Origin of the sequence: Enterobacter sp. Y17, assembly GCF_019730495.1 — a bacterium.
Classification (GTDB): domain Bacteria; phylum Pseudomonadota; class Gammaproteobacteria; order Enterobacterales; family Enterobacteriaceae; genus Enterobacter; species Enterobacter asburiae_B.
On the sequence record NZ_JAASKP010000001.1, the window covers coordinates 1204530 to 1224562 of the forward strand.

Genomic DNA, 20033 nt, shown 5'->3' on the forward strand with positions numbered 1-20033 from the left:
TTGAATACTCAGCGTTTAGTTAGGCGAAAATGACTGCAACAGACCGACTACATAGCGCCCGGACTGGACGGTGTTTTGAGGATTGCGGATCGTCCCCGTGAGTGAACTGCCCACAAAGGCCGATGCGTTGTTCACGGCACTCATCAGCTCACGTTGCAGTGATTTTTGTAATGATTCACTGGGGAAACGTTTCGGGTAGACGCCTGCGCGGATCGCTGCCTTCACGCCGGCGCTGGAAATACCTGGATTCTGCGCTTTAATGATCTCTTCCGTGATGCGCTTACGCTCAGCACGGCTCAGGCTTTGGAACCAGGCGGTAACTTTACTTGAGGATGCCGCTTTCATCAGCTTGTACGTTTCTAAAGTACCTCGCAGCGCCGTTCCTGCCGCAGCCAGCGAAATGACATCCAGAACCGTCGTGGTAGCTACATACCAGTCCTGGCTGTCGAGCCAGGCAACATCGGAACCATGATCGTTATGGATAGCCAGCAGACGGCCCGCGCCAATCATGCATTGTGCGCCAGTTGCCAGCGTACCGGACAGGCTAATCGCGGCAATCACACCGGACCCGCCAGCGGTAAAAGGCACTGCCGCACCGGCACCAAACGCCATAACAAGCGTAACAATCATCGCGCCACAGGCAAAACCGGTTGAGGTAATTTCCGTAGCAAGTGAGGGAGTCGTTAGCGTCGCTTAATAAAAAGAATTTATGATTCGAACATTAAGACTTAGATAATAGCAGCGTTAACTCAGCGATCAAATCATAAAGATGTTCCTTAAAGGTCCAAGTCAGAGAGGGGTATCGACCCGTTACTAGTATTGTTAACGGAGCATGGTGCCAGACATCTCATCAACGAAATTGGTCATTTGATGGAGCATGTTGATGACGGGATGGTAGTCTGTATACACCTTCATTGAGTTTCGATGTCCATAACCAACTCCGATGTCCTTCATGAATTTCCCGCTGATGACTTACTACTTCTTCAGAACGGCTTATGAAGCGGCAAATCAGCCAAAAGAGCTTCTGGTTGTTAAAGATGCCACGCATGTCGATTTATATGATCGTATGGATAAGATCCCGTTCGATAACATCACGGCATTCTTCAATAAATATCTGAATAAAAGATAACTTCCTCAGTAACCAATGCAGTGACCTTTGGGTCACTGCATTGATGTGAGAGGGAAGGCAACTATGAGGGTTTTGACTGAACGGTTTATGGCTTATTCTCTGATGTCCATATCGCATTTAACATAATATACATTATGCGCACCAATAAGGAATCAGAAGAAATCTGGCTTCTTATGGGCACGTTGGGCCTGGATGCTGATGACCTTTGAATGTGTCTTCTCACGTGCTGCTATCGTCATGATCGCCTCACAGTGCATGGCTTACCGTTTTGCTCTGTTGATATAAGCCTGTAAACCCTCAGCAAGAAAATCAAACACCGTTTTGCAGGCCTGACTGTGGCGTAAATCCTCATGCATCACCAGCCAGGTGTCCAGATGAAACGCAAAGTAATCAGGCATTATCCTCTGCAACGGCGGAGAAAAATCTGCCAGTTGAACCTGACACATACCGATACCGGCCCCTGCGCGTATAAGGTTTAATTGGGCAATATCACTGTCGGTCCGTACGGTAAACAGATCGCGGTTTAGCTGTGGGTATTGTTTAAGTGCCTGTAAAATAAAGGGTGTCAAATTATCGAAACCGACAAGCGTATGGGTGAACAACTCATCAATACTTTCCGGAGCACCACGTCGTGACAGATAGGCTGGCGCGGCATGCAGACCTATTTCAACCCTTCCCATCCGACGGGCAATCAGTTGCTCCTGCACCGGCGTGGCCATACGTACGGCAATATCCGCCTCCCGATTCAGTAAATCCTGAACTCGGTTAGACAGAACCAGTTCAACGGTTATTTGCGGATATGCATCCTTTATCTGTGCAATCACGGGAGGCAGAACCTCCGTGCCGATGATTTCACTGGCGGCGACGCGCACCACGCCCCGCAACCCGGTTGCGCCGGAGCTGAAACTCGCAGCCGACCGCTCAATCATCATGGCCGTATTTTCCATCGCCTGCGCATGGCCCTTCAGCTCAACGGCTGCATCCGTGGCCTGCAATCCTGTCTGCGAACGGGTGAATAAAACAAGGCCCAGGGCTGATTCAAGTGCCGCAATGTGGCGTCCGGCGGTTGGCTGGGTAATGGCAAGCCTGCGTGCAGCTCCTGACAGAGACCCTTCATTAATTACGGCCAAAAAGGTGCGATACCATTCCCACGGGATATTTAGCTTCATACAAAAATGCATACCTGCTGGCTTATATTATGCAATTACATTTAGCCCGTGCGGCCCTTAAGATGTCAAGCAGATATCCAATAAGGGCCAGACGATGAAAAGCACAAATAAGGTACTGATACTGGGCGCAACGGGTGGAATCGGTGGTGAAATTGCCCGTAAATTGATCCGTGATGAATGGGATGTTCGGGCATTGCGCCGCAGCGCCCCTCAACATGACGATCGCAACGAAAGCATGACCTGGATAAACGGCGACGCGCAGAATGCTGAACGGGTTGAGGCAGCGGCGTCAGATTGCAGCGTGATTGTCCATGCCGTTAACCCGCCGGGTTATCGAAACTGGGAACAGCTGGTTTTGCCCATGCTGCATAATACCATCAACGCAGCGGAGCGAAACGGTGCATTGATCGTTCTGCCGGGCACGATTTATAACTACGGTCCGGATGCTTTTCCCCTCTTACGAGAGGATTCCCCTCAGGATCCGGTTACTCAAAAAGGAGCCATACGCGTGCAAATGGAGAAGACGCTCTCAGCCTATGCTCAGCGTGGCGGAAAGGTGCTCATTTTGCGGGCGGGTGACTTTTTTGGTCCCCTCGCAGGCAACAACTGGTTTTCACAGGGACTGGTAAAACCGGGACATCCACCGAAGGTCGTTAAAAATCCCGGGCAACACGGCGCAGGACATCAGTGGGCTTATCTGCCGGATGTCGCCGATACCGTTGCGGCTCTGCTGGCGCGGCGGGATGAACTCGAACCGTTTTCCTGTTTCCATATGCGTGGACACTGGGATCCTGATGGGACAACGATGACCACAGCCATAAAGCACGTCGCGGAGCATGCCGGTATTAAGGCGAAGGTGAAGTCATTTCCATGGTGGCTGGTCTCTGCAATGAGTCCGTTTAACACCACGCTGCGTGAAATGCGGGAGATGCGCTATCTCTGGGAGCAGACAATAGAGATGGATAATTCAAAACTGATCGCCTTTTTAGGTCATGAACCGCAGACCCCTCTTACCGAGGCCGTGCGTTCTACACTAGCGGGCCTGGGCTGTATTTAACATAACCTGCACGTTTAGAAAGGGTTGAAAAATGTTTGATATACTTCAGCTTTTGAAAAACGCTGTCGTAAGCAAATGGAAATTGAATTAAATAAAAGTGTTAAAGAGAGAGTTTTCCACGCTGTCATTTTTGAAGTGACGGCCAACGTTATCATCGCGCTGTCACTCGCCTGGCTGATGAACGTGTCGGTACTTCAGTCAGGCTCGTTGTCCGTGATATCTGCACTTACCGCAACGGTCTGGAATTTTATTTTTAATAAGCTCTTTGATTCCCTGCAGAAAAAACATCAGTTTCAACGCACATTTCTCGTTCGCGCAATCCATGCGGTTTGTTTTGAAACGGGACTTATCATCTCCTTAATCCCTGTGGCAATGGTTATGCTGAACCTGACCGTGACGGAGGCATTTTTTGTTGAGATTGGCCTGGTGCTGTTTTTCCTGCCCTATACGATGTTGTTTAACTGGCTTTACGACTACCTGCGCTGGACGTTCGTTGGACGAAAGCGTTCGGCGTTATAGCTAAGTGAATCAATGTAAAAAATGAAGAGGAAGAAAAATGCGAAGTCTCATGACTAAAGGAATTTGTCTTGCGTTAGCGCTGTCCGCCGCCGGGACGGCTCAGGCCGCTAAGAAAGAGAGCCATGACGACAAGCTCACCGGGATAACCATTTTCGCTCAAAAAGAGTCTCAGGGAAGCCAATGGGACAGTACAACGGGCGAAGCAAAATATATGGTTAGCTACAAGGTTACGTTTGATAACGCGTCGGGTAAAAGTATTGAGCCGGGCAAAGATAATAAGATGTGTTTCTTCCTGTTTGATAAAAACGGAAAAACATTTATGAGCACCGGCATTGAGCTTGAAATGCTGAAAAAATACAACCCAAGGGACAACAGAACCGGATTGGTCTATTTTTCCAGCTCAAATCCTGACGTTTTAAATATGCCATTTGTCCGCTTCGGCATCGGAAAAGACTGCATAAATTGATGACTGTCACATTGACACGTTATTTCGTATGGTCGCCCCACTCTCCTTCTATACTGGTTATTTCTCCATCTCATAAAGGAAGGAACCATGTTCGATCATGTGAAATTCGGCGTCAGTGATTATGAAAAAAGTAAAACCTTCTTCCTGCATGCGCTTAAGCCGCTTGGTGTAGAACTCATCGATGAGGGCACGCCAGACTACGGTGTCGAAATGAGTTCAGGCGATGTTTCGCTCTGTCTTTTTCAGACAAATGAAAAACCTGCCCTTTTGCATCTGGCGTTTGTAGCCAACACGCGCCAGCAGGTCGATGAATTTTACCATGCCGCCCTGCGCGCCGGCGGACGTGATAACGGCGGGCCGGGGTTGAGGTCATACGGTGAAAATTACTATGCCGCGTTTGTCATCTCGCCCGATGGCCACAATATCGAGGCAGTGTGCCATGCGCCGGAAAGTCAGTAGCTCAGCCCTTCTGTCAGAAGCGATTAAATGATCTGTAATGCATCTTTTTGCACGATAATGCACGAAAGTATTTCATAACGCGGCCACAATCCCGTATGGTATCGGCAGTAAACGTGCAATTTCATGCAATAACACTGACAGAGGTACCTATGACACAACAGCTGATTTTAATTGCTGGCCCCTATCGCAGCGGAACCGAAGGCGTTCAGGCACGCATTGATGAGAATCTGGCGCGTCTCGAAAGCGCAGCACTAGCCGTTTACCAGCGGGGTCACATCCCGGTCATTGGCGAATGGATGGCTTTGCCGTTGGCAAAAGCCGCAGGATCGAAAGCGGTTGGTGATGAAATCAGTGAAGCGATGCTGTACCCCGTTGCTCACCGGCTCATAGCTAAATGTGATGCCATTTATCGTATTGCCGGTGCGTCTAAAGGTGCCGATATGGACATTGAGGTCGCCCGCAAATATGGCCTGAAGGTTTATACCGCACTTGAGAATATTCCTGAGGCTTAAGGCAGTCCGCCAGCCAGCCTGTGAGCACAGGCTGGCTATCAGAGAGTGTCACTCTCTGAGGTCAACACGACGGAGACCCCTTTTTCCAATACCGCGCGGATCCAGTCCCGATCGGTATTGTCTTCAACGACGATGGTGTTCACCGATGACACATCGCCAATCACAAACGAAGACGCTGTGTTGACCTTTTCCGGGGAAGCCAGGACGACCGTCTCCGCGGCTCTGCCGGAAAATGCACGTTTGATGCACGCTTCTTCGAAATCGCCGGTTGTCAGCCCCGCCTCAGGATGGATCCCGGTCACGCCCATAAAAAACAGATCTGCATGAATATTTTCGATGCCTTCGATCGCTGCAGCGCCGACCGCAACAATGGAGTGCTTATACAAGCGACCGCCGATCAGAATCACCTCGATGGACGGATGATCCACAAGCCCCAGGGCGATGCTCGGGCTGTGCGTAACCACCGTGATGCGCAGGTCTGGAGGGAAAAACGTAATCAGCTCCGATGTTGTCGTGCCGCCGTCAACGATCACCACCTGGCCTGATGAAATCAGCTGCGCTCCTTTCCGGGCGACCCTCATTTTTGCATCCATCTTCACGGATTGCCGTTCGGCAAAGGGAGCAATAGCAGAAGATGACGGCAGCGCGCCGCCGTGAACCCGCTGTAAACGCCCTTCTGCCGCCAGCTCGCGTAAATCACGCCGAATGGTGTCTTCAGAGACGTCAAAGAGCATGCTGAGTGCTTTTGACTGGACCTGACCTTCTGCGCCGAGCTTTTCGAGGATCAATTGTTTTCGCTGACTGGTGAGCATCATGAGTTCCTGATGTTGCATGTTTTATCTTGAAGGTGCACGATAATGCTGTTTATGATAACTACTCTACGTAAGGAGTAACAAACGTGCAATCAAAACGTGCAGATGTGCGCATCATTGACAGTGAAACCCTGTCAGATAACTGGTACAACCTTAAAAAATACACCTTCGACCTGCAGCGCCGTGACGGCGAATGGCAAAGACAGCAACGGGAGGTTTACAACCGTGGCAACGGCGCGACTATTCTTCTCTACAACCGTGAGAAAAAAACGGTGATCCTGACACGCCAGTTCCGCTTTGCCGTCTTTATCAACGGCCATGAGGACGATTTAATTGAAGCCGCGGCGGGACTGCTGGACAACATGGATCCCGAAAGCCGCATAAAAGCAGAAGCGGAAGAAGAGACAGGGTTTCAGGTTTCGAGCGTGCAGAAAATCTTTGAAGCCTATATGAGCCCGGGCTCCGTCACGGAAAAACTCTATTTTTATCTTGCCGAGTATCAGCCGAAAGACAGAACCGGCGCAGGCGGCGGGATCAAGGCTGAGGGAGAAGATATCGACGTGCTGGAAATGACGCTTGAAGAGGCATTACGCGGCATTGAAACAGGCAAGATTGTCGACGGTAAAACCATCATGCTGCTTTATCATATTGCTCTTAAAGGCATTATGTAGACTGCTGGTTAAAATCCTGATTTTGAATCTGGGTCGGTACGCTTGTACATTACTCAAATGTAAAGCGGAAAACCTCCTAAATTTTGCAGCCTACTATATTTAGTGAACTATTTCGGGATTTGACAAAATCTTCAAAAATTCGCCGAGTCATCTGCATTTACCATTAGAAATGCCACACGTTGACCAGGCTACCAGTAGAGGTAGCCTGTCTTATCTGTTGGCTGGATTAAAATGCGACTCGCTACAGATAACGAAGCATATTATACTTGCTCCTCCACTCGAACAGGAGGCAAGCAACTCACGTGAAGGATACATATTACAACGACATAGCGATCAATACGCTAATTCAGAGTGAGCTGGACGCGTTTTTTGAGGATTTCAAAGGGATCGTCTTCGCCTACGCCATTATGAACAAGAAAGATCCTTCCCAGATGCGGATAATCAATAACAGCCCCGAGTGGTTTGATATCTACCTCGACAGGAAATATCAGTTCATTGACCCTGTTATCATTCGGGCTTTGCGCTGTGTTGAAGATTTTTTCTGGGAAAGTGATGTCATTCTGTCGGATGGTTATAACCTGACGCGCATTTTCAACGAAAGCGTCCAGTATGATATCTACCAGGGACAGACTTTTCCTCTGCATGACTATCTGAATAATCTTGTCGTCTTATCCGTCATCAGTCCTAAGCACTCTGGTATTGATATAGAAAAATATCGGCCACAATTTCTAAGCTTCCTTGTTCAACTGCATCAGAAGACACTCAACCTGTATAGCCAGCATCAACAGAAAAAGAATGTTTTTCTGTCACCACGTGAGCGACAAATCCTTAAATGGGTCAGCGCCGGGAAAACCTACGCAGAAATTTCTGTTATTTTGTCTATTGCTGAACGCACCGTTAAGTTCCATATGGGAAATGTAATGAAAAAGCTCGGTGTGAATAATGCCAGACACGCAATAAAGCTTGGAACAGAACTACGCTTACTGGACGACTGAGCCTCAGCCACTGGTTATAAGTGGCGTAAATGCTCCAGCATTTCGCGAAGCCAGTGACTGGATTTGTCTTTGCTAATAATGTCTTCAATAATGCTGGTGCTGGCAGGCATATAAATATAGTAAATAACCTCCCCTTTTTCAGAAACACCGCGTTGAATAACTTCAACTTTCCAGTTCGCATGGCGAAATATGGCATACATACCGCGACTGGCTACAGCGTACATTCCATGGTATTTTTGCTTTATGCAATACATATTCATTGCAAGAAACAATGCCTTACTGGCGGGCACGCCCTGCAGACTTGCGGAGTCTCGCGTTTCTTTATCTAAAAATAAACGGCTAATTTCACAGCAGGGAACATCTGCCGGGAAAATAATGGCTTCGTCAAAATAATTGTGAAATATTTCGCTTATCATCGTCGGATGCGTCGAGTTAATGAATCGTGCGCCGCATAACAACTGTCCCTCATACATACCCAGCAAGTATGTCGTGTTTGGGTTGTCAAACCGATCCTTTTCCATATCTTCAACGCATTCAACTTTCCAGTCGAGTCGGTCCCGAAAGGTTTTTCTCCTGAGTCGGAAGAGTTCGCGGGCTAATGCTGACGGTAAATCATCGTAATCATGCAAAAAAAACTCAATAACAGAATTCATTGCTCTTATTCCTGATAATAACACCTGAAACTATTATCCCCTGTCTTTTAGGACAGCTTTCATTGTGCATGGTATTCCTTATACTTAAAAAGTACCCGGCCACTAAGTCCTCGTGAAACTCAGTGGCCAGGAGGTCAAAGACCTACGAAACACCAGGGATATATCCATTCATGATTATCTAATATTTATAGTTTCGGGTACAGAGCGTAAGAAGCACTTAGCCGATAAAATATTAAAAAACGATAATCATAAAATAATTACAATTAAAGTATTGCCCCTTAAGTATTTAAGGGGTAATATTTCCTTTTTCTATTTTTTCTCCTATTATCTCTGTTCTTAATGCTGTGCTACTCTTGCAGAAGCATGCTAAACGGAGAATCAAAATGGCCGACTGGAATCCCTCTCTTTATCTGCAGTACGGCGCGGAAAGAACGCGTCCTGCCGCTGAACTGCTCGCCAGAATTCCTCTGGATGAGGTCTCCACCATCGCTGATTTAGGCTGCGGGCCGGGAAACAGCACCGCGCTGTTGAAGCATCGCTGGCCTTCGGCACGCGTTACCGGGGTCGACAACTCCCCTGCAATGCTCGAGGAAGCAAGAGCCGCATTGCCTGACTGCCATTTTGTTGAGGCCGATATCCGCCAGTACAAGCCTGGCCAACCGCTGAACCTGATTTATGCCAACGCTTCGCTGCAATGGGTTCCTGACCATTACGATCTCCTGCCTCATCTCGTTTCTTTACTCACGCTTAACGGCGTATTAGCAATCCAGATGCCTGACAACTGGCTTGAACCTACTCATGTGGCGATGCGCGAAGTGGCGCTGGAACAAGACTACCCTGACCGCGGCCGCGAACCTCTCCCTGGTGTGCATGCCTACTACGATATCTTGTCCGAGGCGGGCTGTGACGTGGATATCTGGCGGACAACCTATTTCCATAAAATGAGCTCGCACCAGGCCATTATTGACTGGGTAAGCGCCACCGGCTTGCGCCCGTGGCTCCAGGAACTGAACGAGAGCGAGCAGAAACGTTTCCTGAAACGCTACCATGAACTGCTGGAAGAGCAGTATCCGCTCCAGGAAAATGGGCAGATACTGCTCGCTTTTCCGCGGCTGTTTATCGTGGCGCAACGCCAGCCCTGACGGGTTATGACCTGGCTTCTTTCAGCAGCTGCTGGATGACCTTTTCCTGCTGCGCATAATCTCCTTCGCCAAAGGCGGTATAACGTAGCTGGCCTTTGGCATCGAAATAGTAATGCGCTGGCCAGTACTGGTTCCCGAAAGCGTTCCAGATTTGATAGTTGTTATCCGTCACAACCCGATACGGCAGCTGCCATTTCTCCACCGCGGTTTTTACCGACGAAAGCGGCTTTTCCCAGGGATATTCCGGGGTGTGAACCCCAATCACGACCAGCCCCTGAGACTGATACTTCGTGGCCCAGTCTCTCACATGGGGAAGCGTATGCTGGCAGTTAATGCAATCCCACGTCCAGAAATCAATTAATACCACCTTCCCTCGCAGGGATTCAGACGTGACAGGGTCACCGTTTATCCACCCTGTTCCCCCGCTTAACGAAGGCAGCTGGTTGCTGGGCTCTGTCATCACGACCGGCCGGAGCTTCACCGGCGCGGCTGTGGGTCTCGCCAGCGTCAAAAGTGTTGTCTCCAGACGATCCGCAACGCCGTTTGCTCCTTTCAGAAGCGAAGTCATTCCTGTCGCGTTAAATACGACTGCCGCCAGCATCGCCACGCCAGCCCCCTGCCGCAGCCTTTCCATCAGCGCCGATTTTGCTCTTAACGGCGCCATCAGCGTGCGGCCGCCGAAAACGAGCAGGCTCAGCATCAGCGCGCATCCGCTGCCGTAGGCCGCCAGCAGTGCGCCCGTCGTAATTGCCGAATTGCCCGCGATATTAATGCTGAAAATGGCGCCCAGTATGGGACCGGCGCAGGGAGACCAGAGCAGCCCCACCGCAAGCCCGGCCAGAAAAGCCGATGCCATACCGCGCGTTTGCCCGCTTCGGGTGTTCAGGACATTTCCCGCGCTGACGGCCGGACCCGCAATACGCTGGGCGAATGACGGAAAAATTAAGGCCAGCGCGGCCGTGGCCAGAATAACGAGAGCGATCCAGCGCCCGACGATGGTTGCCTCTGCTATCCACTCGCTGGCGACGGTGACGGCCATCGCCACCAGGGTGAACATCACGATCATCCCCGCCAGCAGGGCCAGAATATGTCGTCGCTGTCCCTGAAAACCGGCGAAAAGGAGTGGGATAACCGGGAGCGTACATGGACTGAGCAGGCTTATCATCCCGCCCAGAAAAGCGATTACCAGAAACATAGAAACCTCACAATACAAGTCCTGCGACGCTGCAGTGAGGCTATTTCATCGTGCGGATGTGTTCAGGATATGTGTAAAAACGCAGATTCTGTCTGGCTCTGTATCACCCGGGCCGGGAGATACAAAGCCGTACAATTAACGGCGCGGTAGCGTAATGGAGACATCCAGTCCGCCTCCGGCACGGTTCGTCAGGTTGAGCTTTCCGTCCAGCTGAGCGGTGAGCTGCGCGGCAATCGCCAGTCCGAGTCCTGTTCCGCCGGTATCGCGGTTGCGCGATGTTTCCACCCGGTAAAACGGCTGTAATACCGCCTCAAGCTCGTCATCGGGTATTCCCGGTCCGCCGTCAGTGATGTGAATCACCACCTCTTCGGAAGACGAATTATCAATGGCAATAACGGCATACTCACCGAACTTAAGAGCGTTATCCAGCAGGTTGGTCATCACCCGACGAAGCGCCTGCGGACGCGTAACGATCGGTAAGCGAGTATCGTTTGCCTGAAGCTGCACGTTTTTACCGATGTCCTGGTAATCGCAGGCGATGCTGTTGACCCAGGCGTTCAGCTCCAGCTTCAGCGGGGTCTCTTCCAGGGATTCTGATGACCGGGCATACGCTATACCCTCGCGAACAAGACGCGTCATGCTATCGAGATCGTTCAGGAGCTTGTCGCGAAGTTCAGGTTCCCCTGCCATCTCAACGCGCAGCTTCATGCGGGTAATCGGCGTCTGAAGATCGTGAGAAATGGACGCCAGGATCTGCGCGCGCTCCCGGAGATAAGACTGAATGCGCGCCTGCATCGCGTTGAAGGCATGCGCTGCACGCTTCACCTCAAGCGGCCCTTTCTCCGTCATTGGCGTGCTGGCCGCCGGATCCAGCGAATCCACCGCGCGGGTAAATTGTGAAAAAGGCCGCACCACCTGCCGCACGGCAATCCAGCCGCACGCAGCCAGCAACAGCAGCTGTAGGATCAGCACTACGGGCAGCCAGCTGGCGACCGGCGGCATGCGTGGGATCAGGTCAATGGTCAGCGGCGCGCCGTCGCGTAACGTCAGATGCGCCTGGATGTGTGAAACGGCATCGGGAACGGCGGTGAAGCTGAGCGGGTACTGTGACGCAAGCGTCGCTTTTAAGGTTCGGATGGCGTCCTGCGAACGCTTATCCGTCGGCGCGTTGCCGGGCTCTCCCGGTCCCAGAATATAACGGTAATTGCCCCGTTCGAGGCGCGAAAGCCAGGCTGCGCGCTCGCTGGCCGGTAAGCGGTCTAAAATGGCGACGCTGGTTGCGACGTCGTTTTCCAGATTACCGAGCATCACCGTTCTGGCGCTGTGCATTCGTTCAATCATGACCAGCGTCAGGCTCAGGGCGTTGGCCAGCAGCAGGCCGGACAGCACGACGAGCAGCAGGCGGGTCAGCAGCGAGCGCGGCCAGAGCGTCATTCGTTAGCCTCTTTGATGGTCACCGGCATGGTAAAAACGTAGCCCTCGCTGCGCACGGTCTTGATATAGGCGGGCGTGCGGGCGTCTTCGTTCAGGCGCTGACGAACCCGGCTAACCAGCAGGTCGATAGAACGTTCAAACAGCTCGGCGTCTCGCCCCTGCGTCAGGTTGAGCAGCTGATCGCGGGTCAGCACCCGTTGAGGATGGTCAAGGAACACGCGCAGCAGGCGATACTCCGCCCCGCTGAGCGCGACGATCACCCCTTCCGGATCGATTAAGTGACGGGCAACGGTATCGAGCTGCCATTCACCGAATATCACCAGCCGCCCGGCTTCTGTCACCTGCAAATTGGGCGGCATCGTGCGAAAACGCCGTAAAATCGCTTTGATACGCGCCAGCAGTTCCCGGGCGACAAACGGCTTCACCACGTAGTCATCCGCGCCCATCTCCAGACCCAGGATCCTGTCCGTCTCCTCGTTGCGGGCCGTCAGCATCAGAATGGGCAGATCTTTGTATTTCCCGACGCGTAGCTCTCGACATAACGTAAGCCCGTCGTCGCCGGGCATCATGACATCCAGCACCACCAGGTCGATATGCTGTTTATCCAGCACGACGCGCATCTCTTTGCCGTTGGCCGCGCCCGTCGCGCGATAGCCAGACTTAACGAGATAATCGACAATCAGTTCACGAATATCCCTGTCGTCATCGACGACAAGGATATGATCAATATGCTCCACCGAAATCTCCAGACCGAAGGGTAACGTACTGAAAATAGCACATTTCAGAGCTTGTCCGCGTCAACGACGGCCTTGACGAAATCCTGCGGATCTTCCTGAGGCGGATTGTGCCCCACGGTTGCCCCGAAGGTGCGGTGTTCATATTTACCGGTAAATTTACCCGCGTAAGCCTGCGGAGCTGGATGCGGCGCACCGTTGTTCCCGCCTTCGATAGTGATCGTTGGAACGGTGATATTCGGCAGCGTAGCGAGTTTTTGCTCGTAGCTATCGTATTTGCGCTCGCCTTTTTCCAGCCCTAAACGCCAGCGATAGTTGCTGAGCGTCACCGCGACGTGATCCGGGTTATCGAGGGATTTGGCGCTGGCGTTGAAGACAGCATCGCTAAATTTCCAGTCAGGCGAGGCCTGAGACCAGATCAAACGGGCGAAGTCATGCGTGTTTTTGGCATAGCCTTCAGCACCGCGCGCGGTAGCGAAATAGAACTGATACCACCACTGCTGTTCCGCTTTTGGCGGCAGCGGCTGTTTGCCAATCTGCTGGCTGCTGATGAGATACCCGCTCACCGACACCAGTGACTTAACGCGCTCTGGCCACAGCGCCGCAACGATATCCGCCGTACGAGCGCCCCAGTCATATCCTGCAAATACCGCCTGCTTAATATTCAGGGCATCCATCAGGTTCACAATATCTTTCGCCATGGCTGAAGGCTGGCCGTTGCGCGGCGTTTTGGGTGACAGGAAGCGCGTGGTGCCGTAGCCGCGCAGAGAAGGCACAATCACCCGATAGCCTTTTGCCGCCAGCGCGGGGGCGACGTCGGCGTAGCTGTGAATATCGTAAGGCCAGCCGTGCAGTAAAATAACCGGCTGGCCGTTTTTCGGGCCGATGTCGACATAACCGACATTCAGATCGCCGGCGTTAATTTGCTGCGGATGATCAAAGGCTGCCGCGAAATTTGTGCCGGTGACTTCAGCCTGACAGGACATCACGGTGCCAAGAGAAACGGTCAGTGCGAGAGTTGAGTACGCGAGTTTGCTAAACATGTTGGTATCTCCGGTTGAGTACAGTTCACGGGGATATAACAACACGGCAATGTATAGCGGATATGTGCGAAAGCGGGTTTATTGCAAGCCTGTGTATGTACCAGCGATGCAGATACAGTGTGATACAAACCCAGGCCTTGTCGCCTTAAAGGGTGATGCGATAGCGGACGTAATCGTCGGCTTGACCGTATTTGTCATAAAGTTTTCGCGCCGGGTTATTCTCCCGGGTGACCCAGTACAGTTTTGACCACCCTTCGCGCTTGCCTTCCTCAATCAGAGCATCAATGAGCGCCTTACCGGCTCCCGCCCCGCGTTCGTCGGCATCAACAAACAGATCTTCCAGGTAGCAAACGGGGGCCGTTGACCAGGTTCCTTCGTGCAGAATGCACATCGCGAAACCGATGACCTTTTCATCCGTTTCTACCACGCGGCAAAACATCGAGGAATGCGCTGAGAGCGCCCTTTCCCATGTCGATGCGGTGACGGATTCCTCGAGGTAACAGTCATAAAAATGGGTATAGCCATCCCACAGCGGTCGCCATTGGGAATAATCGTCTTCACGTAGAGGTCTTACCGTGACAGCCATGTGTTCCTCACATTACAAGTCGATCGCCATTTCAAAACAGCGTAAATCAGCCCCTGCCATACGCGAGTGATGATAGTTTTCGCGCAGCGTGACAAACCCCAGCTTCTGATAAAACGACTGGGCATTAGGGGTTGCATCCAGCCTCAGGCGGGTTATCCCCCGGCTACGGGCTTCATTTTTGAGCGCCTCGATAATTCGGGTCGCCATGCCTTTACCGAAGGCCGCGGGCAAGGTGAATATCGCCTCCAGACAGTGGGTATCCAGATCCAGATAGCCGGTCGCCGCAACGTCGCCCGTTTCATCTTCCACCACGTAAAAAGGGTATTCAATGACCATCTGCCGATAGTGTTCGGGCATGAGATCCGGCGTCCAGCGCGCAATGACGTCGGCGTCGTAACTGGTTTTACAGCCGTGACGAATCGCCTGATTGCGAATATTCCAGAGTATTTCGGCTTCCTGTGGGTTGGCCCGTCTTAATGTCATGCTGACCTCTGCAATTGTTAGTAGTATGGGAAAAGAGCTCGCTGGGATAGAGTGCCGTAAAGATGAAAATACCAGAACACAAACAAAAGAATAACGCTTAAATATGGAGATCCGCGGATGACGATACCGACGCTCACGACAGAACGCTTATTGCTAAAACCGCTGGTTGCCGAAGATGCTGCCCAGATACAAAAGCGTTATCCGCGCTGGGAGATCGTCCGCTATATGGTCTCTTCCGTGCCCTGGCCCTACCCGGATAACGGCGCGGAAAACTATGTCAACAACGTGGCGCTGCCGGATATGGCAAAAGGGATTGCCTGGTTCTGGAGCATCCGTCGTCGCGAGGTGCCGGATGAGTTGATGGGTATTATCTGTTTGTATGACGTCGAAGATAACAACCGTGGATTCTGGTTGGCCCCGGAGTTTCAGGGCCAGGGATACATGCGCGAGGCCAGCATTGCCGCGACGGATTACTGGTTCAATACGCTAAACAAACCCGTATTACGCGCCCCGAAAGCCACCGCCAACAGCCGCTCCCGGCGTATTTCAGACAGTAGCGGCATGCGGCTTATCAGAACGGAACAAAAAGCCTACGTCAGCGGCATGCTGGATTCCGAACTGTGGGAGATTACCCGCGACGAATGGAACGCCCGTCAGGTCAGCTGATAATGCTTATCCGGCATCAGCCTTTCAGGAATGTTCTCTTCATCGTTCATCTGCAGCAGATCGCGTTCCATCATGTTGCAGATGGCGTCCAGCGGCAGATCGTTATCTTCTGTGCCGAACGGGTCTTCCAGCTCTTCCGCCAGGGTGTCCAGCGAGATAAAGGTGTAGGAGATCAGCGCCGAGACAAACGGCGTCATGTAGTGCAGATCTACAACCAGCGCGAACGGCAGCATGATGCAGAACAGATAGACCGTGCGGTGCAAAATCAGCGTATAGGCAAACGGCACCGGCGTAGTCGCAATGCGCTCGCAGCCGGAGAGGACGATGGACATATCGTTCAGACGGTTGTTCAGGCTGTGGAACAGGATGTCTGAAAGCTGCCCGTTACGCCGCCGCACGGCCAGCCACTCCCCCATAATCAGTAAAATGCGGTTCGCCGGCGAGTTGGCGCTCATCACGTGATGTAAATCGTCCGGAGCAAGATAGCGAGAAAGCTGTTCGGCGTTCAGGTCCCGGCGCAGGGTCATACGCAGGCAGTTGGCAAAAGCTATCTGCAGGCGGACAAATTCCCCCAGGTGCTTATCGTCAGGCAAGGTGTTTTTCACCTCGCGAAACAGCGAGCGTGCCGCTATCATCAACTGCCCCCAAAGCAGGCGAGCCTCAACGTAGCGCGAATAACAGGCGTTGTTTCTGAAACCGAGAAAGATAGCGATCGCCACGCCGAGAATGCTAAATGGCGCCACGGTAAATTTGATGCCCAGCGAGGTATACCACGGCAGCATCAGGATAACGGCGATTGAAAGCAGGAAGTTCAGCAGCAGTCGGGTGTAAATTTTGGGAAGTACCGAGCCGTGCCAGACAAAAATCAGTTGTAGCCAGTGCTGTTTAGGACGAACAATCATAGTGAGTTTCAGGAAGGAAAAGAGCGTGGCTATTAAACGTGATCTCCCTCACGGTTGCAAGCATGTTAACGGGACATTGAATTTTATGACCTGCTTAGCGATAACCGCACGGTGCTGCATGCGGTTTTAAAAAAAGAGTACATAGTATGTTGTAACTAAATTAAGATGTAATTAAACCCGGCCGAAGCCGGGTAACGTCATTAGCAAAGGGGGTTCACCGCTGCGCGCATTCCCTTCAGGAGAATGGCGTCAAGATCCAGGGTCACCTGGTCGACAAGCCCGGTGACATGCGTGAGATCCTGTTCCCAGTGCTCGCTCACGCTCAGTACGGACTGCACCAGCTCACGGGTGCTCAACTGCTGGTCGCGATGCTGTGCCCACAGCTGCTGATAACGTTCCAGCCAGAATGCATCATCCTGCACCGGATAGTTCTCCCCGTTACGTTCCCCGCGATAAAACGCTATCAGTGCAGCCAGCGCGAACGTCAGACGTGCAGGCAATTGTCCGCTTGCGTTCTGCCCTGCCAGCAGCTGCGGCAGGATGCGGGTGCGGTATTTGGTCATACCGTTAAGCGCAATGGAAAGCAGCTGGTGTCTGATGTAAGGGTTGCGAAAACGCCCTGTTACCGCGCTGGCAAAAGATTCCAGCTCGTCACGCGGCAGATCGAGGACCGGAATGATCTCCTGATAAATCGCTTTTTCGACAAACGCGCAGATCTCTGCATCATTCATCGCCTCGCCTACCGTCTCTAACCCAGCCTGGAATGCCACCGGCACCAGCGCCGTATGCGCGCCGTTCAGGATAGCGACTTTGCGCTCTTTGTAGGGCCTGATGTCGTCGACAATCAGCACATTCAACGGGTATTTATCCAGACGAAGTTCCTGCGCAAGAGATGCCGGCCCCTGGATAACAAACAGATAGAAATGTTCAGCCGTATCCAGGAAACCATCGTGATAACCCAGCTCAGCCTCCAGCGTGGCCGCTTCGTCGCGCGGGTAACCGGTCACGATACGGTCAACCAGCGTCGAGCAGAAGCTGTTCGCCTCGTTAAGCCACTGGATAAAGGCGGCAGGCAGCGCCCATTCCCGGGCATAGCGCAGGACGAGTTCGCGCAGCGCATCACCGTTGTAGTCAATCAGCTCGCACGGAATGACGATCCAGCCTTTATCCGCTGCACCGTTGAAGTGGCTATAACGCTCAAACAGCAGTCGCGTCAGCTTCGCCGGGTAGCTCACCGCAGGGGCATCGTCGAATCGGTCACCCGCGTGGTAGCTAATACCCGCTTCGGTGGTGTTCGAGAAAACAAAGCGCATGTCCGGATTGTGCGCCAGTTTCAGGAACACATCATACTGGCCGTAGACGTCGATCTCCCGGTTAACCGAGCGGATAAGACGGCTCTCACTCACCGCTTTACCCTGCCCGTTCAGGCCGCGAATGATAGTGGTATAGAGACCATCCTGAGTGTTCAGCGACGGCGGGAAGTCGCTCTGAATAGGACGGACGATAACCACACCGGCGTTAAGATCGGTATGTTCATTTAGCAGGTCAATTTGCCAGTCGACAAACGCACGCAGGAAGTTGCCTTCGCCAAACTGAATAATGCGTTCCGGGTATTGAGCACCGGGAAAATCACGACGGTTGAGCGTGTTCACAAGAGGGTTCCTTTTATGATTAGTCATACAGCCTGATAAGATTGGTACGATAACTTATCAAAACTTAACGACCAGAAACCCTGTTTTGATCAATCCACGGCGTAGTTGTACAAAATAATCATAAGAACTTATAGAACACGGACGTGGCCATCATGGCGCCGTCCGGCATCAGGGCATAGCGCGGGATCTCCCCCACCTTTTGCCAGCCGGCACGCTGGTAGAACGTCTCGGCGCCGCTGCCGGTGGAGGTATCGAGCACCAGAACCGAAATATCTCTGGCCCGGGCCTCCGCTTCAAGCGCTTCCATCAAAGCCATCGCGGCACCTTTGCGGCGCGCTTTCTCGTGAACCAGCAGCTTCGCCACATCGGCGCGATGCGGCTGGTTTTCCGGCTGGTCGACGATCAGCTGCACCGTGCCGATGACGCCGTCCTGCGGGTCGATACAGGCCAGCACCAGACGCTCGTTGCGCCCTACGCTTTCAGCGATGCCGCGCCAGAACGAACGAGCCTTATCCAGACTAAAGGGAAGCATAAAGCTGACGGATGCCCCGCCGTTCACACAGTTTTCGAGGATCCCGGCCAGCGCATCAAGATGGGTGAGAATGTCGTCTCGGGTGAGGTTTTTGATTTGCAGTGAGGTATTCATTGTTTTTCCTTACGTTGAATACCGTCACTGTGCATTTAACATCTTCTTAACGCAAACGGATCGGACATACGCTTTTGTTATGTTACCGGGAGCGCTGTCGCTGCTGTTTCATGGCATACATCTTTTCATCGGCCTCTTTTAACCACTGCTGCAGGTCGTTGCCGTTATGATCGAATTCACTGAGCCCCCACGAGAAATGGAGCGACCAGGGATGTAGCTTGCGGGCGTTATAGTTTTCTACCTGCTCGGCAAGATACTGCATGGCAATCCAGGCGCCCTGCTCATCCGTATCCGCGAACAGCACGGCGAACTCGTCCCCGCCAAAACGCACCAGCAGATCCGCTTCGCGGAAAGAGGCGCGCATTAGCTGCGCCATCGCTTTCAGCGCCTTATCCCCCTCTTCATGCCCGAAGCGATCGTTAATTTCCTTAAAGCGATCCAAATCCAGCCAGCCGAGCGTGAGCGGCTCAGCGCGACGCCGGGCAACGGAAAGCGTGAACCGCACGAGCTGATTAAAGCCCCGACGGTTGAATAACCCGGTTAATTCATCCGTGGTCGCCGCGCTGATGGCAGCAAATTCGTCTTCCGCCAGCGCGCCAAGGTCCCCCAGCACGGCGAGGTCGGCGGCAGAAAACTCGCGGGGGGCGTAATCAATCAGGCACAGCGAGCCAACGCTTGCGCCGTCGCGCAGGCGCAGCGGGAAACCCGCGTAAAAACGCACGCGAGGCTCACCGGCCACCAGCGGGTTATCCGCAAAGCGATCGTCCTGAAGCATATCCCCCACCACCAGCGGCGCTTCGGTGAGGATCGTATGGCCACAAAATGAGATATTGCGCGGAACGCTGCCCGGCGCCTGACCGTCGGCCGACTTCACGATCAGCGAATGCTCATCAATGAGATTGACCATCGCCAGCTGCACCTGGAAGAAGCGTTTTGCCAGACGCGTTAAGCGGTCAAACGCCGGGGAACTGTCGATCTCAAGCAGGCCTGATTCTCGTAGCGAGTTGAGTCTGTCTGTTTCATTTTCAGGGGTTGCAGGTGCTTTCATAATGTCTCCTGACGTAAAGCGTTACTAAAAGCGTAGCTTAAACAGAGACATTGTCAGTGT

Annotated in this window: 23 protein-coding genes and 1 pseudogene; 10 read left to right on the plus strand and 14 right to left on the minus strand. The window is 52.6% G+C overall.

Annotation, left to right across the window (positions count from 1 at the left end; translation table 11 throughout):
- Nucleotides 1–15: 15 nt before the first annotated feature.
- Nucleotides 16–630, minus strand: coding sequence for a hypothetical protein (locus HCH49_RS05540; RefSeq protein WP_259678407.1), 615 nt, complete (start codon nucleotides 628–630; stop codon nucleotides 16–18).
- Nucleotides 631–937: 307 nt separating this feature from the next.
- On the opposite strand from HCH49_RS05540, the pseudogene HCH49_RS05545 reads away from it, so the two are divergent.
- Nucleotides 938–1129: pseudogene (locus tag HCH49_RS05545) on the plus strand (alpha/beta hydrolase); the annotation flags it as partial.
- 260 nt (nucleotides 1130–1389) lie between these two features.
- Here HCH49_RS05545 and HCH49_RS05550 read toward each other — a convergent pair.
- The gene (locus tag HCH49_RS05550) at nucleotides 1390–2298 is read right to left on the minus strand and encodes a LysR family transcriptional regulator (protein ID WP_221702335.1); all 909 of its coding nucleotides are present in this window, start codon (nucleotides 2296–2298) and stop codon (nucleotides 1390–1392) included.
- Nucleotides 2299–2392: 94 nt separating this feature from the next.
- Here HCH49_RS05550 and HCH49_RS05555 point away from each other — a divergent pair, with 94 nt between their 5' ends.
- From HCH49_RS05555 to HCH49_RS05575, 5 genes are all read left to right on the plus strand, one after another.
- Nucleotides 2393–3355, plus strand: coding sequence for an NAD-dependent epimerase/dehydratase family protein (locus HCH49_RS05555; RefSeq protein ID WP_221702336.1), 963 nt, complete (start codon nucleotides 2393–2395; stop codon nucleotides 3353–3355).
- A 75-nt stretch (nucleotides 3356–3430) separates the two neighbouring features.
- The gene (locus HCH49_RS05560; protein WP_221702337.1) at nucleotides 3431–3874 is read left to right on the plus strand and encodes a PACE efflux transporter; all 444 of its coding nucleotides are present in this window, start codon (nucleotides 3431–3433) and stop codon (nucleotides 3872–3874) included.
- Nucleotides 3875–3923: 49 nt separating this feature from the next.
- Nucleotides 3924–4340 (plus strand): DUF4354 family protein, encoded by a 417-nt coding sequence (locus tag HCH49_RS05565; protein WP_231926987.1) that lies wholly within the window; start codon nucleotides 3924–3926, stop codon nucleotides 4338–4340.
- 87 nt (nucleotides 4341–4427) lie between these two features.
- On the plus strand, nucleotides 4428–4799 hold the full coding sequence (locus HCH49_RS05570) for a VOC family protein (RefSeq protein WP_048981346.1): 372 nt from the start codon (nucleotides 4428–4430) through the stop codon (nucleotides 4797–4799).
- 149 nt (nucleotides 4800–4948) lie between these two features.
- The gene (locus HCH49_RS05575; RefSeq protein WP_048981347.1) at nucleotides 4949–5311 is read left to right on the plus strand and encodes a DUF4406 domain-containing protein; all 363 of its coding nucleotides are present in this window, start codon (nucleotides 4949–4951) and stop codon (nucleotides 5309–5311) included.
- 38 nt (nucleotides 5312–5349) lie between these two features.
- Here the strand turns inward: HCH49_RS05575 and HCH49_RS05580 are convergent, their stop codons facing one another.
- Nucleotides 5350–6123, minus strand: coding sequence for a DeoR/GlpR family DNA-binding transcription regulator (locus HCH49_RS05580; protein ID WP_221702886.1), 774 nt, complete (start codon nucleotides 6121–6123; stop codon nucleotides 5350–5352).
- A gap of 86 nt (nucleotides 6124–6209) precedes the next feature.
- On the opposite strand from HCH49_RS05580, the gene HCH49_RS05585 reads away from it, so the two are divergent.
- Together HCH49_RS05585 and HCH49_RS05590 are read left to right on the plus strand one after the other, a co-directional pair.
- Nucleotides 6210–6794 carry an NUDIX domain-containing protein gene (locus HCH49_RS05585; RefSeq protein ID WP_221702338.1) on the plus strand — a complete coding sequence of 195 codons (585 nt, stop codon included), beginning with the start codon at nucleotides 6210–6212 and terminating at the stop codon, nucleotides 6792–6794.
- A gap of 302 nt (nucleotides 6795–7096) precedes the next feature.
- On the plus strand, nucleotides 7097–7789 hold the full coding sequence (locus HCH49_RS05590) for a LuxR family transcriptional regulator (protein WP_023311808.1): 693 nt from the start codon (nucleotides 7097–7099) through the stop codon (nucleotides 7787–7789).
- Nucleotides 7790–7803: 14 nt separating this feature from the next.
- On the opposite strand, the gene HCH49_RS05595 is transcribed toward HCH49_RS05590, so the two are convergent.
- Nucleotides 7804–8442, minus strand: a complete 639-nt coding sequence (locus tag HCH49_RS05595) for an acyl-homoserine-lactone synthase (RefSeq protein WP_087822586.1) — start codon at nucleotides 8440–8442, stop codon at nucleotides 7804–7806.
- 383 nt (nucleotides 8443–8825) lie between these two features.
- On the opposite strand from HCH49_RS05595, the gene tam reads away from it, so the two are divergent.
- Nucleotides 8826–9584 carry a trans-aconitate 2-methyltransferase gene (gene tam, locus HCH49_RS05600; RefSeq protein WP_033145556.1) on the plus strand — a complete coding sequence of 253 codons (759 nt, stop codon included), beginning with the start codon at nucleotides 8826–8828 and terminating at the stop codon, nucleotides 9582–9584.
- A gap of 4 nt (nucleotides 9585–9588) precedes the next feature.
- On the opposite strand, the gene HCH49_RS05605 is transcribed toward tam, so the two are convergent.
- The 6 genes from HCH49_RS05605 to HCH49_RS05630 all read right to left on the minus strand — a co-directional run bounded on the left by HCH49_RS05605 (nucleotide 9589) and on the right by HCH49_RS05630 (nucleotide 15059).
- Nucleotides 9589–10779, minus strand: coding sequence for a cytochrome c biogenesis protein/redoxin (locus tag HCH49_RS05605; protein ID WP_221702339.1), 1191 nt, complete (start codon nucleotides 10777–10779; stop codon nucleotides 9589–9591).
- A 135-nt stretch (nucleotides 10780–10914) separates the two neighbouring features.
- Entirely contained in the window at nucleotides 10915–12213 is a 1299-nt protein-coding gene (locus HCH49_RS05610) for an ATP-binding protein (RefSeq protein WP_221702340.1), read from the minus strand.
- Complete coding sequence (locus HCH49_RS05615) at nucleotides 12210–12950, minus strand: response regulator (protein ID WP_221702341.1); 741 nt, start codon at nucleotides 12948–12950, stop codon at nucleotides 12210–12212. Before HCH49_RS05615 ends, HCH49_RS05610 begins: the two co-directional genes overlap by 4 nt.
- Nucleotides 12951–12994: 44 nt before the next feature.
- On the minus strand, nucleotides 12995–13990 hold the full coding sequence (locus HCH49_RS05620; protein ID WP_033145552.1) for an alpha/beta fold hydrolase: 996 nt from the start codon (nucleotides 13988–13990) through the stop codon (nucleotides 12995–12997).
- Between the two features lie 145 nt (nucleotides 13991–14135).
- Nucleotides 14136–14576, minus strand: coding sequence for a GNAT family N-acetyltransferase (locus tag HCH49_RS05625; RefSeq protein ID WP_033145551.1), 441 nt, complete (start codon nucleotides 14574–14576; stop codon nucleotides 14136–14138).
- A gap of 12 nt (nucleotides 14577–14588) precedes the next feature.
- A complete protein-coding gene (locus HCH49_RS05630) occupies nucleotides 14589–15059 on the minus strand; it encodes a GNAT family N-acetyltransferase (protein ID WP_045888368.1) in 471 nt (156 codons plus the stop codon).
- A 117-nt stretch (nucleotides 15060–15176) separates the two neighbouring features.
- Between HCH49_RS05630 and HCH49_RS05635 the strand changes: the two genes are divergently transcribed.
- Nucleotides 15177–15725, plus strand: coding sequence for a GNAT family N-acetyltransferase (locus tag HCH49_RS05635; RefSeq protein WP_221702342.1), 549 nt, complete (start codon nucleotides 15177–15179; stop codon nucleotides 15723–15725).
- Here HCH49_RS05635 and HCH49_RS05640 read toward each other — a convergent pair.
- The 4 genes from HCH49_RS05640 to HCH49_RS05655 form a co-directional block, all read right to left on the minus strand.
- Entirely contained in the window at nucleotides 15713–16627 is a 915-nt protein-coding gene (locus HCH49_RS05640) for a bestrophin family protein (protein ID WP_210867189.1), read from the minus strand. The genes HCH49_RS05635 and HCH49_RS05640 overlap by 13 nt on opposite strands.
- Before the next feature lie 200 nt (nucleotides 16628–16827).
- Nucleotides 16828–18279 (minus strand): tagaturonate reductase, encoded by a 1452-nt coding sequence (locus tag HCH49_RS05645; RefSeq protein ID WP_221702343.1) that lies wholly within the window; start codon nucleotides 18277–18279, stop codon nucleotides 16828–16830.
- A gap of 118 nt (nucleotides 18280–18397) precedes the next feature.
- Nucleotides 18398–18925 (minus strand): GNAT family N-acetyltransferase, encoded by a 528-nt coding sequence (locus tag HCH49_RS05650; protein ID WP_221702344.1) that lies wholly within the window; start codon nucleotides 18923–18925, stop codon nucleotides 18398–18400.
- A gap of 82 nt (nucleotides 18926–19007) precedes the next feature.
- Nucleotides 19008–19973, minus strand: a complete 966-nt coding sequence (locus HCH49_RS05655) for a sensor domain-containing diguanylate cyclase (RefSeq protein ID WP_221702346.1) — start codon at nucleotides 19971–19973, stop codon at nucleotides 19008–19010.
- Nucleotides 19974–20033 lie beyond the last annotated feature (60 nt).

Coding starts and splice junctions, on each gene's coding strand:
- HCH49_RS05540 (WP_259678407.1), bottom strand. CDS start 630: ATGATTGTTACGCTTGTTATGGCGTTTGGTGCCGGTGCGGCAGTGCCT.
- HCH49_RS05550 (WP_221702335.1), bottom strand. CDS start 2,298: ATGAAGCTAAATATCCCGTGGGAATGGTATCGCACCTTTTTGGCCGTA.
- HCH49_RS05555 (WP_221702336.1), top strand. CDS start 2,393: ATGAAAAGCACAAATAAGGTACTGATACTGGGCGCAACGGGTGGAATC.
- HCH49_RS05560 (WP_221702337.1), top strand. CDS start 3,431: ATGGAAATTGAATTAAATAAAAGTGTTAAAGAGAGAGTTTTCCACGCT.
- HCH49_RS05565 (WP_231926987.1), top strand. CDS start 3,924: ATGACTAAAGGAATTTGTCTTGCGTTAGCGCTGTCCGCCGCCGGGACG.
- HCH49_RS05570 (WP_048981346.1), top strand. CDS start 4,428: ATGTTCGATCATGTGAAATTCGGCGTCAGTGATTATGAAAAAAGTAAA.
- HCH49_RS05575 (WP_048981347.1), top strand. CDS start 4,949: ATGACACAACAGCTGATTTTAATTGCTGGCCCCTATCGCAGCGGAACC.
- HCH49_RS05580 (WP_221702886.1), bottom strand. CDS start 6,123: ATGCTCACCAGTCAGCGAAAACAATTGATCCTCGAAAAGCTCGGCGCA.
- HCH49_RS05595 (WP_087822586.1), bottom strand. CDS start 8,442: ATGAATTCTGTTATTGAGTTTTTTTTGCATGATTACGATGATTTACCG.
- tam (WP_033145556.1), top strand. CDS start 8,826: ATGGCCGACTGGAATCCCTCTCTTTATCTGCAGTACGGCGCGGAAAGA.
- HCH49_RS05605 (WP_221702339.1), bottom strand. CDS start 10,779: ATGTTTCTGGTAATCGCTTTTCTGGGCGGGATGATAAGCCTGCTCAGT.
- HCH49_RS05610 (WP_221702340.1), bottom strand. CDS start 12,213: ATGACGCTCTGGCCGCGCTCGCTGCTGACCCGCCTGCTGCTCGTCGTG.
- HCH49_RS05620 (WP_033145552.1), bottom strand. CDS start 13,990: ATGTTTAGCAAACTCGCGTACTCAACTCTCGCACTGACCGTTTCTCTT.
- HCH49_RS05625 (WP_033145551.1), bottom strand. CDS start 14,576: ATGGCTGTCACGGTAAGACCTCTACGTGAAGACGATTATTCCCAATGG.
- HCH49_RS05630 (WP_045888368.1), bottom strand. CDS start 15,059: ATGACATTAAGACGGGCCAACCCACAGGAAGCCGAAATACTCTGGAAT.
- HCH49_RS05635 (WP_221702342.1), top strand. CDS start 15,177: ATGACGATACCGACGCTCACGACAGAACGCTTATTGCTAAAACCGCTG.
- HCH49_RS05640 (WP_210867189.1), bottom strand. CDS start 16,627: ATGATTGTTCGTCCTAAACAGCACTGGCTACAACTGATTTTTGTCTGG.
- HCH49_RS05650 (WP_221702344.1), bottom strand. CDS start 18,925: ATGAATACCTCACTGCAAATCAAAAACCTCACCCGAGACGACATTCTC.
- HCH49_RS05655 (WP_221702346.1), bottom strand. CDS start 19,973: ATGAAAGCACCTGCAACCCCTGAAAATGAAACAGACAGACTCAACTCG.